We start from the raw sequence: 15,438 nt of genomic DNA, 5'->3' as shown, positions 1-15,438 counted from the left end.
AGCCCCTGGATGCTCCCATAGGTAACGTCATATATCCCGACGCTTTCTTCTATAATCCATAGTATGAGTGAAATGCCTGAAAACCAACGCATAACCTGAGCCAATAATCATGCTAAAGCAATGGATTGCTCTTTCAGTGTCCATCCTGCTGTCTTCGTTTTCGCAGGCTGAAGAAGGCAAGATTCAGCCAGGTGGCACACTGTCAACCAGTCAATTCAGACAGGTCGTCCACTATTGCCAGACTCATCGTCCCAGGTTTTGGGGCTTACTTGTGGATATCCGTGATCAAGATGTGCAGATAATCCTCTCAAATGAGAGAAAAGGAGGTCCCGGCAAAGCTGGCGGAAAACACCGGATTGTACTGAGTACGTTCTACCTGATGAACGATCTTCCCCAGTATCCGGAAGACCGGCTGATGATTGTTTTACTCCATGAATATGGCCATATTCTCTACAACCGGCAGAAAGACAGAAATGACCGGTCACGGGTGGCTAACGAGTTTGCTGCTTTCCGGTATTCACTGGAGGCGGCTGGACAACTGGCAAAAAAAGGTGACGCCGGTCCGTTGCGTGAAGCCCTGCATCGCATGGAAGCACGAAGCCGCAACGGTCGTCCTGACGATCCACACACCATCGCACTGAAGCAATTGACTAATGATCCCCTCTGGCAGGCTAGCATCCGTTTGCTTGCCAATACCGAGACGTCCCATCAACTAGAACGCCACCAGAAACAGTAATTCGCCAAGTACAGTGAAGACTGTGCCTCTCAGGTAAGTGACGCCCTGAGAAAATCCAAAAAGGCACGCACCTTACCGGATACCAGTGTTCGATTCAGATAAATGGCGTAGGTGGCACTTAAGCTTTCCTGCGGACTGAAACGATGCGCCGGCAACAGGGTGGCTAGCTCTCCACGACGCAGCTCATCCTCCACAGCCCAACGTGGTATCAGAGCAATACCGCCATGGTTCAATACCAGTTGTTTCTGTCCCTGCACTGTATTGATCGTGAGTGAACCATTGATCGCCAAACGGACAGGTTGCTCATCCAGCAGATACCATTCACGCCAGCCAGCATAACCATAGCGAATGCAATTAAACGCCGCCAGTTCGTCGGGGCTTGATGGTTGGCCCTCTTGCGTAAGGAACGCTGGTGTGGCGCAGAGCAGGAAATCATTCTCAGCCACCCTGGTGGCAATCAGGCTGGAATCCGGCAGCTGACCACTGCGCAGAGCAACATCAATATTTTCATCCACCAGGTCGACCACGCGCTCGGTCAACTCAATATCGACGGCAATGTCCGGGTAACGAGCCATAAAGGCAGGTATCAAGGGCAATACGACACTCTCCCCGAACCCCACCGTCATACTGAGCCGTAACCTCCCACGGGGTGTATCCGACAAAGCATGAACCGCTCGACGCGCCTCCTCAAGCTCCAGTAACACACGACGGGAATACCCGTAATACTGGCGACCCGCTTCCGTCAGACCAATACTCCGTGTCGTGCGGTTAAGGAGTGCAACGCCCAGTTCTTTCTCAAGAGCGGTCACCTGTCGTGAAACCGATGAGGGCTGAACATCCAGCATCCGCCCGGCTTCCGAGAAACTACCGGATTCCACCACCGCATTAAAGTACATAAGACGTGTCATCATCGTAAACAGTTTCTACCAGCGTCCGGTTTACCTTGGGCAATCGAGCGGCAACTTATGCCACCTTTGCGCATAAAGCAAAAATCCTTTGCCGGACGCTGCCTTGTGAGCGGGAATCCGCCCCCCTAGACTGCGTTTATCTTTTTTGACCAGGATGAGAGCTGTTCCATGAAAGCCATGATTGTCCGCCAGTTAGGCGCCGCTGATGTGTTCGAGCAAACCGAAAAGCCCATGCCTGTCGCAAAGGCTGGCCATATGGTCGTCGAAGTGCGAGCCTCCAGCGTCAACCCGCTGGATACCATGCTCCGTTCTGTCGAAACTCCGTGGTCAGCCAACCTGCCGGAAATCCTTCATGGCGATGTCGCCGGTACTGTCAAAGAGGTGGGTGAGGGCGTCACCCGGTTCAAGCCCGGCGACGAAGTTTATGGCTGCGCCGGTGGTATTGCCGGTCAGGATGGTGCACTGGCGGAATACATGCTGGTTGATGCGGATCTCATGGCCCATAAGCCCAACAGCCTGACCATGGAAGAATCCGCCGCATTGCCGCTGGTATCCCTGACAGCCTGGGAGGCCCTGCATGACAAGATGAACATCCAGAAAGGCGACAATCTGTTGATACATGGCGCGACAGGCGGAGTCGGCCATATCGCTATTCAATTGGCCAAACATCTGGGTGCAACCGTCACCACTACGACCACGCCCCGCAACCTGGAAACCGCAAGGCAGCTGAACGCCGATCACGTGGTCAACAGCGTTGATACGCCGGTTGCGGATTACGTTCGCCAATATACGGATGGCCAGGGCTTCGATAAGGTCTTTGACACCATCGCCGGCGCCAATATCCAGCGTAGCTTTGAGGCCGTACGTTTCAACGGTGAGGTGGCTACCACACTGCCAGTAGACGACACCTCACAGGTCGTACTGAAAAGCCTGAGTCTGCATGGCATCCTTATGCTGATCCCGCTGGTCCATGGTATCAACCGCCCGGCCCACGGCAAGATCATGGAAGAGATTGCACGGCTGGTCGATAACGGTGTTATCAATCCCCTGATTGACCCGAAGCGGTTCACCATCTGGGATGTGGCTGATGCCCATCGGCATCTAGAAGACCGTAAAGCGGTCGGCAAGATTGTCCTGAGCGCGGAATAATGGAACCTGCACGTTGTCTCATCCATAAAAAAGCCCCTCTTTCAGGGGCTTTTTTATGGATTACTGGAACAGGGACTTCAGTTTATTCAGATTTTCCTTGTCTTTATCAGACAGTTTTTTCGATAACTCTTCTTCCAGCTTTTTCCGCGCAATGTCCTGCAGGCGGTCGGCGACAACTTTCTCAGTTTGTGCCAACAGGCGGTTAAGAATCTCTTCACTCAGTTCGTCCGGCGTCAAACCCGTGGTTTTATCCCCAAGGTTAGTCATGACGATATTAGGCATTTTGAGGGTATGGTCACCCTTGTCCTCAGTCATCAACTTCAACGTGGCATTGGTAAAGCTGAGGTTTTCCACCATCAGGCGGATATCGGCACCCTCTTCTTTCTTGGCAGGCTCAGCAGGCTTTTCTTCTTCACCGGCAGGCTTCTTCGCACTGCGCTCCTTGATATCCTTTAACAGGGTCTGGATATTCGTAGTCGCACCTTTCTGTTCTGCCGTGATATCCATACCATCAACAAGGATTTCATTAATGACAACCACCGGACCTGACAGGGACTTGGGGCTCACCTGCAGAGCAATTGCATTCATGCTGAAAATATCAGGGCTCTCAAACCCTTTGGGATTGGCGATGGCCAGCTGATTCAATTCACCGCGGCCATCACGCAAGGTGATCTTGACACTGTTCAGCGTAACGGGCGTCCCCGTTATTTTGGAGCCAGTCGTCTCAATCACGTCTTTGACAATACCATCCAGGTTCCGGAGGGTGATCACGACCACCAGAACCATTAGCGCCACAATCGCAACCAGTGCAATCGAAACCGTCTTCTTGATACTCATGGGCTTTCCCCTTACCCGGCCAAAATGATGTTATAGAGACAATTGGACGCAAGGGAGTCTACTCCGCCATAACCTGTTGTCCAGCGCAAAACCACAGCGCCAGTGACGGATTCCCGTGTTTTCGAATGACTCGGCAACCTGAATAGACAGAAATATTCGCTAATCCGTTATCAACCAGGCTGTATCAAATGCCATAAGCTGCAGCGCAGTTTAGTTGGATACAGGAATTACAATTTTCGAAAGTCATCTTGAGCAAGAGAAGCAGAAAGCTGCCGTAGAGGCTGAAATACAACGCTTACAAAAAGTTGAATACTCCCCCTAATCATTGTCGAAAAAACACAACTTATCGACAGTAACCATAATCCCCCACAAAGTCCCGAAAGGCATAATAGCGGATCATTTCACCCTGTGATGACGAATGAACAACTGATCAAACCAAATCAACACCTGCGGATGAAGGTTCAGGTGACAGCTCCGCTGCGGGGGACGCACCACTATTCTCACTGTGTGATGGTGTTGGAGGTATAATATCCATTATTTCAGGCGGTATAAGGTGGCCGGACGAGTCACCTACCGGTAATGAATAAAACCGTTCTGGTGAGGGGGGCCGGAAATATTCTTGAACCGGAGTATCCGATTCCGTCAGGTGTCGCTGCCGGCGAGACTTTTCCTTCTTGAACAGATTTTTAAATACTTCCAATAATTTTCGTTCTTGCTTTTCACGGCTGCGCATGAGGCTCTCTTCATAGCAATCACTATAAACTTTCTGTAGCGATGGAAACTCTGTTGTCCAAAAAGCCGATGATAACTGCAGATCCTTTAATAATTTTTTTAAATCCCTCTTCTGCACCTTCGTCATCATAGCCTGAGGGTCAGCTGAATTATCCATTTCATTCAGCTTTATCCTGACTTTCCTGATAATTTCACGTCCTCGCTTTGGCATTTGAGACAACAGCTGTTTAGAAACAGGTTCCAAGCTACTGTAGCGTGATGGTTTAGGATCAAATGAGCTAATAGCCTTGAACCCAACGCAAGTTGTCAGCCCAACGCAAGAGGCCTGAGCAGATTGCCGTGACTCTTTTTCTGACAGGCTATCGATGTATGCTTTTGCCTCTGACGCTGTGAGAAAGGCTTTTTTATCATCCAACTCCACACCAATAGAAGAGCTTCTAGCAATCACCGAGGGAGGTTGCACCGGGCGCTTCTTTTCAAGGGAGTCATCAGACAACGTAGAATCATCAAGCGTGTCACAACTGGGTGGCAATGGTTGATTATTAATAGGAAGCAGTACGCTGTATGTTCTTTCCCTCCTGATGTAATCAGGTATGGTTTTTTCTCCTATCGCGTAATCTAACGCTATCCAGTTTTTATCCATAAGGTTCGCCGCTCGCTGTAACTTCTCGATCATATCCCTCAAGGCCGTTTTTACCTTGATATCCGAAAGCAGGGGAAGTTCAAGGCAATACTCATCCACCAATACAGAAGGTGCAGGCAAGCATTCACGACATTGGTCAAGATAACGAATCAGATGCTCCCAGCCCTGCTTTAGTTTCTCTACCATATCTTCCCGCTGGGTTACGACAACGTATGGCATTTCAGCATCAAAGTCTGGCTTAAGCTCTCGCTTTACTGCAGTTTTCAGCCCTTGTTCAAAGACATTCCTACATTGAATAAAAAAATCTTTCTTAAGAATCTCGTAACTATGCAGATTTTTGAGAAGCCGACCCCTGATGGTCGGTGATATCTGATCCGGGACAACGGTATGCAGATTGCCGAGCGCACCCTCCGCCAGCGAAGTCAAATAATCAACATATTCAATCGCCTGATCTGTAAGCCGGCACAGATCATGACATGAAGCGTCATCACGGGAAAAACCCTCCTCCGACAGTTTATTCAACAGCAAACAGTGCAAAAAGAAAAACTCACTGTTTTCAAGATCTGTTTTGGCCTCTTTAACCGGTACAGGTTCCTCTATCTCCTGTCTTGCAGCTGTTGCTACTAATGTTGAAGCGGTCCGATATCGCTGTAGGGATTGTCGCCTGGTGTGGCCAGAGGGAACAGGTTCATCCAGCTGCGTTAAATCCAGAATTGAGCGTCCCTTTTTTAAGGTTACTTTCTGTGACGCAAATTCAGCTTTCGCTCTTTTATCCTTTGGACGCCAGCCAAGACTTAAAAGATCTTGCTCTATTTTTTTACTCGGAGAACTACTTGCCATTATCTATTCCCTTAAGATCAAAGATACACCTTAAATAGAAGGATGCCGCTGAAAATAGTTCCGCAGGATCGTAGTTTTTTGATCGTCTTTCCCTATATCACCCAAAACTGTCAGCATTCAGGCTGCTTTGGGAAACCACACTTAACATATTGGTTATTTACTTTGTCATCAGATCTGCCCTATTCGTCACTGAAGTACTTTCTGAAAACCTTATGGTTATAGTCCTAGTAGGGTCTTTTCATAAATAAAGAATGGATAGGCTTGTTAGTTAAAGAGACGGAGTATTTATGGAGACAAGCAAAGCGACAAGTAACAATGGTAGCAGCAACCACTCACCGACTCCGGAAACCAGTAAGTCGACCGTGGCAAGATCGGGTGGCAGAACAGTGACAGAGGTGCCCCCACACCGGCAAACAGCAGCACATAGCCCTCCCTCCAAGAAGTCTGAGTATTGCATATTGGATTCCTCTAGCGATTCCTCTCTTGGTGAAGAAACATACACAGAGGTGCATACATATATTGTAGAGCAATGCCAAAAGATACTTAACGTATCAGTCATTGATGACATACCAGAAGCATTGAAAACGTTATCTAATGAACATCGAGCATTGATAAGTGAATTCTTGCCCGATACCCCTCCAGACTCAACACTGATAGATATGCTCAAAAAGAAAGACCTTAGCTCTTTTCATGACGTTCTCAACCTGGGTCTCGAAATTACAGGCGGAAAGACGGCGCTAAAAGAATACAACTCAGCTCTGAGCCAGCAATCAGAGGAATATATGCAATCGCTTGATCATTTGCTAGAACGTTTTCAGCACCTAGCCGAAGGCCAGTCAACTTCAGTAACTGACACTCAAAATCTGATCAGTGACACACACGCTAACTTACTAGCGTTAAAAGAAAACTATTCCAAAATTCAAAAAAACCAACACTTGCTGAAAGAAAGATATGAACAGCTTATTCCTACCGAAGGACATAGATTGTATTTAGAAGGCAAGCATCAATCTATTCGCAGGTTGTTAGAAAGTCTATCAAAATCTGCCAGCACTTCAACACAAAAAAGACCTGCTGATACATCCCTTTCCTATGAGCCAACCACCGCCAAGAAAGCGAAACTCAAGGACTCTGAATCTTCCTCTTGAAATGCGACTTGAACACAAAAGATAACGGCGCATTCAGCCATGCGCCGTTATTGACTGTTTACCGTCAGGGTATCAATCCAGATAACCCGCTGGCGGCTGCTTACGATTCGTCAGCGGCGGATAGATGTAATCCGGCTTACCTTCACAAACCACGTTGACGTTGGCATCCATACCGGTACCGAACGTGATCTTTTCAACGCTGCCAACCTTACAGTTGCTGGGCTTGGGCGGATACACGTTCCACAACTCAACGTTGGTCATGGTGCGGTAAACGTCTTCAGGCACTGACAGCATGAATGCATTCAATACACGACGGCCGTAACGTACCCCTTTATCAAAGGCGACTTCATACCCCAGGGCATCGTAGTTCTCGAAGTGACGACGGGATACCTTGCCACGGAACGGATAATCCTTGCTCATGATGTTGTGGGGATAGTCACTACCTTCAGGGATACCCGGGATCGGCATGTCCGGATCATAGTGGGTCAGCTTCAGGCTTTTCGGTACATCGTTAATGTCACGGCCTTCAAAGAAGATTTCATCAATGATCCGCTGCTCTTTCTCGCTCATCTCAATGTAGTTGGAGTGAGAGATGAAATCTTCAGAGGCATGCAGGGCACTGCCCAGGTAGGTGAATGCGCCGTTCAGATCGCCGACAATCGCCATCTTGGAAGCGGCTGCCAGGTTCTTGCGGAACATAACGATACCATTCGTAAAGGCTTCCTTGTTGGTTTCTGTCTGGTAACGGTCAAAATGGACTTCGGGAATGTAATCCTTGTCACCACCAGTCGTGTTGAAATCACGATCCGGATAAACGACAGAAGCCTTCAGAAGCTGCATGGCTTCCGGCGCCCACATGCCATACTTGGCGGCTTCCTCGGTGATTTTAGGATGAGATCCAAACGTCGACATACCATAGGACGCTGTAGCAGCAACAGCCAGGGCAACACCCGCAGCAATCTTGCTGATGTTTTTGATTGTCATAATCAAAAAAACCTGAAATACCTAAGAAATGAAATGGATTAGGAACATGACTTCCTGTCGATGGATAGTAATTTCTATCACTGCATTCATAGTGATTTGCGTCAACGGGCTATCTTAAATTCTCAGGCCTGATCAGGGTTTACTGGCGTAACACGAATACAGGTCAATATTTGGCACCAACATACCAAATTCGTTTTTTTGTTAAAAAAAGCAGGCTGAAAAACGATCCAACCTGCTTATTAATCAACCCTTCACACTAACGCTTTACCAGGTAATGTAATCTGTCACCAATTCTGCCTTCATGGAATACATTGCATCCGAGTATTCACTGGTCTTCATGGTAGACGTCAGCTTGCCGTAGACCCAGTAGGGGTACATGGCCGTTTCCTCGTACGTCATCCCCTTTTCATACTCAATGTAAACGATCTGGTTCGGGCTGGGCGGCGGCACATGCACACAGGCGCCTGCGGTAGGTACTAACAGGAACTGGGTCGCTGTCATGTCTTCACGCATGTTCAGCGGTACAAGGTAACCGGGAATCTTGACCAGCCGGTTGTCATAGTCAGTAACAATCGTACGACTATAGCCTTCCATATAGGAATCAAAGACATCCTTGGCGATGGCGCCGTTGCGGTAATCCTTGACCACCGTCTTATCGACGGTCGGCCGAAGGTCTTTCCAGACAACCCGTAACGCATCGTCCTGAATGCCTGCCAAAGCCTGCGTACTGGTCAACAATGCCAGCAGTAACATGGAACAATGGGAAAGCAAACGAACCATAACGACAGTTTTCATCATGTTGTATCGCATTGTCAGAACCTATACACGAACCGTCAGACCATCGGCCAGTGAGTGTTTGTAGGCACGCCAGGCTGGCAGCAGTCCCAGGGTTGCAGATAGCAGGATAATCCCGGCCAGCATCATCACCTCCTTAAAGGCAGGCAAACTAATCGGCAGGTAAATGCCCAGCTGAGCCTGAACCAGTGGTTGTGCCACCAACAGACCGCCGTAGAGCAAGCCGATACCAAGGGCACATCCCGCCACGGTATAAATCAGCGTCTCGCTGAGCAGTAGCAAAAAGGTATGAACAGGCTTCGCGCCAATCGAGCGGAGGATGGCAATTTCACGACGACGCTCGTTTAATGACGTCAGCACCGTGGTCAACATCCCCACCAGTCCCGCCAGCAGAACCAGACCCGAGACAAACAGCAGCGCTTTTTCTCCCGCACCCACGAGCTGCCACAGATTCTGTAATGCCACACCAGGCAGAATGGCCAGCAATGCCTCGTCGCCATACTCATTGATCAGGCGCTGAACCCTGAACGTGGCCATCCTTGACGTCAGCCCCATATAAAATGCCGTCACAGATGTTGGCTGAAGGGCCATTTCACGGGCTTCTTCGGCGCTGGTTTCCAGTCCGGGTACCGGCGCCGAGCTGTTATGCCAGTCAATATGCATGGCTTCGATACCCGCCAGGGACACAAGGATGGTTTTATCAATGGGTGTGCCGGTAGGCGACAATATACCACTGACTCTGAACGGCTTATCCTCATGATGATGCATGGCAACGGCATCCACACCGTGTGACAGAACAATGTCCTGACCCACGGTATAGCCCAGCTTCCTGGCGACTTCAGCGCCAATCACTGCATCGAACAGGTCCGAGAATGGTTGGCCATCGGCCACTACCAGCGGGGAGTCACCGCGGTATCGGAAATGCCTGAACAGGTCACTGCTGGTACCCATCACCCTGTGTCCCCGGTGGGAGTCCCCCAGGGAGACCGGAATGGTCCAGGCAACGGCAGGATGGTTGCGGATTTCTTCATAACTCTCCCAGCTGACATTGCTTGATGCATTGCCAATATGAAAGACAGAACTGAGTAGCAGGTTAATGTCGCCGGTACGGGCGCCCACGATAAGGTCTGTGCCGGAAAGGGTATTGGTAAAACTCTGCCGTGCTTCCACCCGGATGCGTTCAACCCCCAGCAGCAATAACACACTGATGGCGATGGACAGCACGGTCAGTGTCGCAGTCAGCCTGCGATTCAGGATGCTTTTGATGGTCAGTCCAAGAATCGACATCAGCAAGCCTCCAGGGTGTTACCAGCAGAACGGTTGATTGCGTTCAGTGAAACGGTTTGGTCAAACAATCCTTCCAGCGCCGAGTCGTGGCTGACAAACAGCAACGTGCTACCCGCTGAACGGCATTCCTCAAACAGTAATTCCAGGAATGCTTCCCGGCTGTCACTGTCCAGTGCTGACGTTGGCTCGTCAGCAATAATGATTTCAGGCTGACCGAGCAATGCGCGCGCCGCTGCCACCCGCTGTTGCTGGCCGATACTGAGTTCAGTGACAGGCCGATGAATAAGGTTTTGACCGGTCAATCCCAGGTGATTCAGAAGGCGCACGGCTTCCTCTGCCAACGATGCACTTTGCTGTATGGCCCGCTCTTTACGCACCGGCGCAAAACTCGCAGGCAATATGACATTTTCCAGTACTGACAAATAAGGAATCAGGTTGAACATCTGAAAGATGTAACCAATATGGTTGGCACGGAAGGTATCTCTCTGACTGACCGGCAATCGGTTAATCGCCGTTCCCAGAATATTAACCGTCCCTTGCTGGGGTTCCAGTACCCCGCCTATCAGCCCCAACAACGTAGTTTTACCACTGCCGCTGGGGCCTTTCAGAAAACAGCGTGAACCCGCCTGCAGTTCAAATGCGGCAATATTAATAACAGGGTTGTCAGGCTGCCAGCCGAATAGCATGTCTGACAGTTGGATGGGTGATGCTTGATCAAACATGGTGATGACCAGATTCTCCTGCTGAGAACAACGACACGATTGAGAGCGTCTTGCAATGTCATAAATAAGACAGGATCAGAACTGGATCGGCAGAATAAAGCACCAAGGTCTCAATTCGTTGAGATTGGTCATGTCCAGCGATTGAAAAAATGATTTATGTCGGGTGGGTTAATTTGAATCAATAAATGTAAGGCAGCGTATCTAACAGACATGCATCGCTTTTGATTATGGAAACGGTATAAAAGCAGGAAGATGATTCGGTCATAACTGACCTGCCATTTCAACTGACAGGTCAGTCCATGAAGGATTAGAGCAATTTGCGGAACAGTTCTTCTGTGGGAGAAGCAATAACCGTCTTGTGAATCAGCATGCCGGATTCATTGGCCGCCATCACACCAGAGTCCACCGCTGCGTTCACGGCAGACAATTCACCGGTCATGGTCACGAAAGACTTACCGCCAATCGCCATGCCCAGACGTACTTCCATCATCTTCACGTCCGCCGCCTTGGCAGCCGCATCGGCAGCAACCACTGCAGAAGCCACGTTAAAGAACTCCAGTACGCCGACTGCGCCGGTATGCTGGATATCCGTCATGCCGCTCAGACCAGCGATCAATTCTTCGTGAATGTTCGGAATCAGCAGGCGATCAACGATGGTCTGACGACCGATCTCTTCACCGGCTTCCACGGATGCGCTTACTGCAGCCACATCGCCAGAAACGATCACCAGGTACTTACCCGGGCAGATGGTCTTGGCTTCCTGCAGACGCACGTCAGCCGCCTTGGTCATGGCGTCCGCCGCCTGGATTCCCTTTGCAATGCTGGTGAATTCCAGCAATCCCAGTGCATTACTCATTACGCATGACCTCGGGCAATAACAACCTGACTTTCATTCACTGCGACCACCTGGCCGTCGATACTGGCGTGGATCATGGAACCCAGCTTGCCATCCGGAATCGCACCGATCACCTGTCCCCTGACAACGGGGTCACCGACCTTGACGGTTGCCTCACTGGGCGCGCCAATGTGCTGCCACAGGGAAACGGTCACCTTCTCGATCGCCACATCGCGGAATTCCTTCAGCGGCTGATGGTCATAGCTGCCAAGGTCCAGACGTGAAATCAAACGGTGTGGCGGCACCTTACGCATTTCCCGGTTTTCGCGGGCGATCACTTCACTGCCATCGTGCTGGTAGCGAATGCCTTTTTCACGCAGTTTACCGGCGATATACAGGTTCACCTGGCGCGGCGAGATACCCATCGGGCAGGCATACATTTCACAAACACCACAGGCGCAGCACAGCAGCGCTTCGCTCAGGGATTCATCAATCTCCTTCGCGTATTTCACTGCCTGCATCATCTTGTGCGGATGCAGCGGATGGCCGATCAGGTAACGGGGACACTGGTCCGTGCAGTAACCGCAGCTGATACAGGCGCGGGCACGGTTGAGCATCTGAATCTCGGTTTCATCGGCCCGCTCTACCAGGTAATGGTCAGCCGGGATAACAATCAGAGCACCATCGGTCTTGGTGATGTACATGTCCGCCAGTTCGTTCTCATGCACCATGCCGCCCATCATCGGGCCGCCACGGATAATGCAGAACTTCGGAATGCTGACACCGCCAGCCGCCGCCAGACACTCTTCAAAGGACGTGCCTACCGGTACCTTGATGACCCGAGGCTCGTTCACATCACCGAGTACGGAGACATACTTCTCAGTGACCGGAATATCCTGGGTCGCTTCGAACACGTTGATCATTGTGGCAACGTTGGAGACCACGCAACCCACGTTCAGCGGAATGCCACCGGGAGGTACGGAACGTCCAGTCACTTCGTACACCGTCATCTGCTCGTCACCGGCCGGGTAGAAATTCTGCAATTCGAAAATCTCTACCGGCGCATCCATACGTACGATGGTGTCACGCAGTGCGGCAATTTCACGACCGTACTTGCCTTTAACCGCAATCACTGCCTTCTCGGCCTTGATCTGCGCCCTGGCCAGCAGGATGCCGCCAATCAGCTCCGCCGGTCGCTCGCGCATCAGGAACTGGTCGGTTTGCAGCAGCGGTTCGCATTCCGCCGCATTGATAATCAGGTATTCCGCTTCGGCATTCAGTTTGACGTGAGTAGGAAAACCGGCGCCGCCGGCCCCGACTACACCCGCCTGGCGGACGAGTTCAACTAAGTCCATGGCTCTCTCGTGGCTATCCGGTACAGCTGTGGCGGACAGAGAATCACCGGGACAGCCATACAGAAATTTTTCGATGGTGGCGCATGGTAACCGCAGCACCAGTGCATCAGATTGAACCAAGTCAAAAGAGGTGGGGATGTGTCGTCAAAACCTGCCTGAAATATCACCAAACAGTGACATACATCAACGGGACCAAAACGTGTAATCCCCTGCTTTTATTCACGTTTTTTCAGGAACCAAGCAGCCCATACCGTGAACAAATCCACTGGAGAAAGGAAACTTTGTCGCGCTTTCGCAATCAGAACGGGTAGTTAACACAGAGAGGTTTAATTTCCATGTCCGTTTCATTGCGAAAAACGTTTTTATGTCTGCTTGCCCTGACGGGCAGTATGGGCAATGTCCAAACTAGTTCTGCCACAAACATTGATGACGATCACTATATCGTTCCGACAGGACAAACCGTCAATGTCATCCATATTGTGGATCTGTTGAATGTCGCGGCTGACAGTGAATCTGTTTACAACACCTTGCGTCATCATGTCATCGATGAAGGTGAAAAATACCTGATTGATGTTGTCGACAGGCAGGCTTCCCGTAGCGTCGCTGAAATGCGCAAAGCTGTGCAAAACCTGTTTGGTATTGCTTTTGACCAAGATCGGCTTTTGGTGAGTCGCTATAAAGAGCAGATGCTCTACACCCCCTACAATAGCCAGGATGATGTAACACTCCCGGAACTGATTGAGAACCTCGATGCAATCGAACAACGCGATCAAACGCGATCTATGCGGGAATATCGCGCTGTCAGCAGCATAGACGAGCAAACATCCCTGCCGCACCTGGCGTTTTACATCAACATGTTCCACCCAATGACCACTGAGGAGTGCACATTCCCAACCTCCTATGTCTGGCCTGAAAAGGGTACGTCGAATTTTTGTGAGCGCGGCAACATTTCGCTCATTTACCGCGTCAACTGGGAACGCTCACTGCAATACGGCACCACGGGTTCTGCGACACCCGATGCCAAAATTGTCCGCATCACCCTGGATGATGACGTTTCAGGCGCCGGTATACATCTGAACAGTCGACTGGGGCACCGTGTCACCAAACCGGGTTATACCGGTGTAAACAGCTGGTATCGCGACTGGAGTACGGATGTCTATGCCCAGTCTTACGAACTCTCCATCAAGGCTTCGAATGATAAAGCGGCAATCCTGAAAACAACCCCGTCATCGAATATCAATCCGCAGTATGAGAAGACGGAAACCTCCGGTTTTTCTCTGGGTGTTTCAGCAGAACTCGGAACAGAAAACCATAAGGAGGGCGCCAAGGGGCTGCTGATTCCAATTGCCACCTATGAGCAGAATCGTACCCTCTCCTTCAGCACAGCCGAATACAGTATCCAGAAAGCCACCCCGAGTGATCGCGAAGTCCTTTTCACCTGGGACAGAAGTGAATACGCCAGCCGGGACTCCCTGTTATCCAAAGGCACTGATCCGGTGTTTGACTCTTACGTGACCTATCCTGTCGATACCAGCAAAATCAGTCCGATCGCCTATTCAAACTTTACCCCTCGTCTTGATGTTATCTACAAGGCGAACAGTCAGGAATCCGGTACAACGACATTTTCCTTGGACACATCCGTACAGGCTCGCCCCCTATATACGGGTGCATTCCTCTATTTTTACCTTATTGGCGCTCACGTCGCCTATGAAGCCTTCGAGACAGACCACCTTGACCAGCGCATCACTGCACATGCCGGCTTTACGGTGGACTGGAATCATCCTGTATTCACAGGAGGCTACCCAGTCAACCTGCAGTTAGGCGGTTTCAACAACCTATGCCTGAGCTACGACAATGATTTTAACCTGTCCCCTCAGGAGTGCAGTCTTATCAGCAAGCACCAGGCCTTTATTTACGACGCAATGGGTCGTTATCTGAGCACACTGGATACAACCATGTGCCTTGATGGCGATGACCTGACCCGCCTTAACCGTTGTGATGCCCGCCTCAGTCAACGCTGGCAGTGGCTGGAAGATTCAGACCATTTACAAAACATGCTCTCATGTCATCTGCTGGCTCATGAAACCGATACAGCAACACTCCTGATGAGCCCTTCGTACGAAACAGGAATTGAAGGTGTAAGCCAGAGAACGCTGACATCTTTCACCTCTATCTACAATATTCCTTACTGCCACGCTTGGCAGGAAGCGCCCAATAATGTGGGGCGTATTGGAGATATTTACCGTAACCATGATCCAGTAACAGGTAACATTGACTATTTCAGGCTACTTAACCCTGTATATGGAAACTACCCGGAGGAGCATTCAAATAATAGTGACTGGGAATATTTAGGGCAAGCCATGGCATGCCAGAATTGATTTTAAAAAGCCCTGCATATTTGCGGGGCTTTTTAAAATAAGTGTTAAGTTTTTAATTTCACAGGCTTGTTTATTTTTAATCAAAGAATAAA

13 protein-coding genes are annotated in these 15,438 nt (G+C 50.1%); 4 read left to right on the top strand and 9 right to left on the bottom strand.

Going from position 1 to position 15,438, the window contains the following annotated elements; translation table 11 throughout:
- Positions 1-109 precede the first annotated feature (109 nt).
- A complete protein-coding gene (locus KHS78_RS03090; protein WP_211825021.1) occupies positions 110-736 on the top strand; it encodes a M48 family metalloprotease in 627 nt (208 codons plus the stop codon).
- A 29-nt stretch (positions 737-765) separates the two neighbouring features.
- Here KHS78_RS03090 and KHS78_RS03085 read toward each other — a convergent pair whose 3' ends face one another.
- A complete protein-coding gene (locus tag KHS78_RS03085) occupies positions 766-1,647 on the bottom strand; it encodes a LysR family transcriptional regulator (RefSeq protein WP_211825020.1) in 882 nt (293 codons plus the stop codon).
- 165 nt (positions 1,648-1,812) lie between these two features.
- Here KHS78_RS03085 and KHS78_RS03080 point away from each other — a divergent pair, with 165 nt between their 5' ends.
- Positions 1,813-2,793, top strand: coding sequence for a zinc-dependent alcohol dehydrogenase family protein (locus KHS78_RS03080; RefSeq protein ID WP_211825018.1), 981 nt, complete (start codon positions 1,813-1,815; stop codon positions 2,791-2,793).
- Between the two features lie 60 nt (positions 2,794-2,853).
- Here KHS78_RS03080 and KHS78_RS03075 read toward each other — a convergent pair whose 3' ends face one another.
- Both KHS78_RS03075 and KHS78_RS03070 read right to left on the bottom strand, forming a co-directional pair.
- Positions 2,854-3,630 (bottom strand): DUF748 domain-containing protein, encoded by a 777-nt coding sequence (locus tag KHS78_RS03075; RefSeq protein WP_211825017.1) that lies wholly within the window; start codon positions 3,628-3,630, stop codon positions 2,854-2,856.
- Between the two features lie 430 nt (positions 3,631-4,060).
- Positions 4,061-5,845: a hypothetical protein gene (locus tag KHS78_RS03070; RefSeq protein ID WP_211825016.1), complete on the bottom strand. Its 1,785-nt coding sequence runs from the start codon at positions 5,843-5,845 to the stop codon at positions 4,061-4,063.
- 287 nt (positions 5,846-6,132) lie between these two features.
- Between KHS78_RS03070 and KHS78_RS03065 the strand changes: the two genes are divergently transcribed.
- Entirely contained in the window at positions 6,133-6,990 is an 858-nt protein-coding gene (locus KHS78_RS03065) for a hypothetical protein (protein WP_211825015.1), read from the top strand.
- A gap of 72 nt (positions 6,991-7,062) precedes the next feature.
- Here KHS78_RS03065 and KHS78_RS03060 read toward each other — a convergent pair whose 3' ends face one another.
- From KHS78_RS03060 to KHS78_RS03035, 6 genes are all read right to left on the bottom strand, one after another.
- Positions 7,063-7,974, bottom strand: a complete 912-nt coding sequence (locus KHS78_RS03060; protein WP_211825014.1) for an HET-C-related protein — start codon at positions 7,972-7,974, stop codon at positions 7,063-7,065.
- 264 nt (positions 7,975-8,238) lie between these two features.
- Positions 8,239-8,772, bottom strand: coding sequence for a DUF3299 domain-containing protein (locus KHS78_RS03055; protein ID WP_211825013.1), 534 nt, complete (start codon positions 8,770-8,772; stop codon positions 8,239-8,241).
- A 21-nt stretch (positions 8,773-8,793) separates the two neighbouring features.
- Positions 8,794-10,056 (bottom strand): ABC transporter permease, encoded by a 1,263-nt coding sequence (locus KHS78_RS03050; protein ID WP_211825012.1) that lies wholly within the window; start codon positions 10,054-10,056, stop codon positions 8,794-8,796.
- Complete coding sequence (locus KHS78_RS03045; RefSeq protein ID WP_211825010.1) at positions 10,056-10,778, bottom strand: ABC transporter ATP-binding protein; 723 nt, start codon at positions 10,776-10,778, stop codon at positions 10,056-10,058. Before KHS78_RS03045 ends, KHS78_RS03050 begins: the two co-directional genes overlap by 1 nt.
- Before the next feature lie 307 nt (positions 10,779-11,085).
- On the bottom strand, positions 11,086-11,634 hold the full coding sequence (locus KHS78_RS03040; RefSeq protein WP_211825008.1) for a BMC domain-containing protein: 549 nt from the start codon (positions 11,632-11,634) through the stop codon (positions 11,086-11,088).
- Positions 11,634-12,968, bottom strand: coding sequence for a 4Fe-4S dicluster domain-containing protein (locus KHS78_RS03035; RefSeq protein ID WP_211825006.1), 1,335 nt, complete (start codon positions 12,966-12,968; stop codon positions 11,634-11,636). The genes KHS78_RS03040 and KHS78_RS03035 overlap by 1 nt, the downstream gene beginning before the upstream one ends.
- Positions 12,969-13,303: 335 nt before the next feature.
- Between KHS78_RS03035 and KHS78_RS03030 the strand changes: the two genes are divergently transcribed.
- Complete coding sequence (locus KHS78_RS03030) at positions 13,304-15,346, top strand: leukocidin family pore-forming toxin (RefSeq protein ID WP_211825004.1); 2,043 nt, start codon at positions 13,304-13,306, stop codon at positions 15,344-15,346.
- Positions 15,347-15,438: the final 92 nt, after the last annotated feature.

The organism is Kistimonas asteriae, from assembly GCF_018263925.1.
Lineage (GTDB): Bacteria > Pseudomonadota > Gammaproteobacteria > Pseudomonadales > Endozoicomonadaceae > Kistimonas > Kistimonas asteriae.
This window is presented reverse-complemented; position numbering and strand designations above follow the sequence as displayed.

Excerpts from the sequence above, each read along its gene's own strand:
- KHS78_RS03090 (WP_211825021.1), top strand. The coding sequence starts at position 110 with ATGCTAAAGCAATGGATTGCTCTTTCAGTGTCCATCCTGCTGTCTTCG.
- KHS78_RS03065 (WP_211825015.1), top strand. The coding sequence starts at position 6,133 with ATGGAGACAAGCAAAGCGACAAGTAACAATGGTAGCAGCAACCACTCA.
- KHS78_RS03080 (WP_211825018.1), top strand. The coding sequence starts at position 1,813 with ATGAAAGCCATGATTGTCCGCCAGTTAGGCGCCGCTGATGTGTTCGAG.
- KHS78_RS03045 (WP_211825010.1), bottom strand. The coding sequence starts at position 10,778 with ATGTTTGATCAAGCATCACCCATCCAACTGTCAGACATGCTATTCGGC.
- KHS78_RS03075 (WP_211825017.1), bottom strand. The coding sequence starts at position 3,630 with ATGAGTATCAAGAAGACGGTTTCGATTGCACTGGTTGCGATTGTGGCG.
- KHS78_RS03055 (WP_211825013.1), bottom strand. The coding sequence starts at position 8,772 with ATGATGAAAACTGTCGTTATGGTTCGTTTGCTTTCCCATTGTTCCATG.
- KHS78_RS03040 (WP_211825008.1), bottom strand. The coding sequence starts at position 11,634 with ATGAGTAATGCACTGGGATTGCTGGAATTCACCAGCATTGCAAAGGGA.
- KHS78_RS03030 (WP_211825004.1), top strand. The coding sequence starts at position 13,304 with ATGTCCGTTTCATTGCGAAAAACGTTTTTATGTCTGCTTGCCCTGACG.
- KHS78_RS03050 (WP_211825012.1), bottom strand. The coding sequence starts at position 10,056 with ATGTCGATTCTTGGACTGACCATCAAAAGCATCCTGAATCGCAGGCTG.
- KHS78_RS03060 (WP_211825014.1), bottom strand. The coding sequence starts at position 7,974 with ATGACAATCAAAAACATCAGCAAGATTGCTGCGGGTGTTGCCCTGGCT.
- KHS78_RS03035 (WP_211825006.1), bottom strand. The coding sequence starts at position 12,968 with ATGGACTTAGTTGAACTCGTCCGCCAGGCGGGTGTAGTCGGGGCCGGC.
- KHS78_RS03070 (WP_211825016.1), bottom strand. The coding sequence starts at position 5,845 with ATGGCAAGTAGTTCTCCGAGTAAAAAAATAGAGCAAGATCTTTTAAGT.
- KHS78_RS03085 (WP_211825020.1), bottom strand. The coding sequence starts at position 1,647 with ATGATGACACGTCTTATGTACTTTAATGCGGTGGTGGAATCCGGTAGT.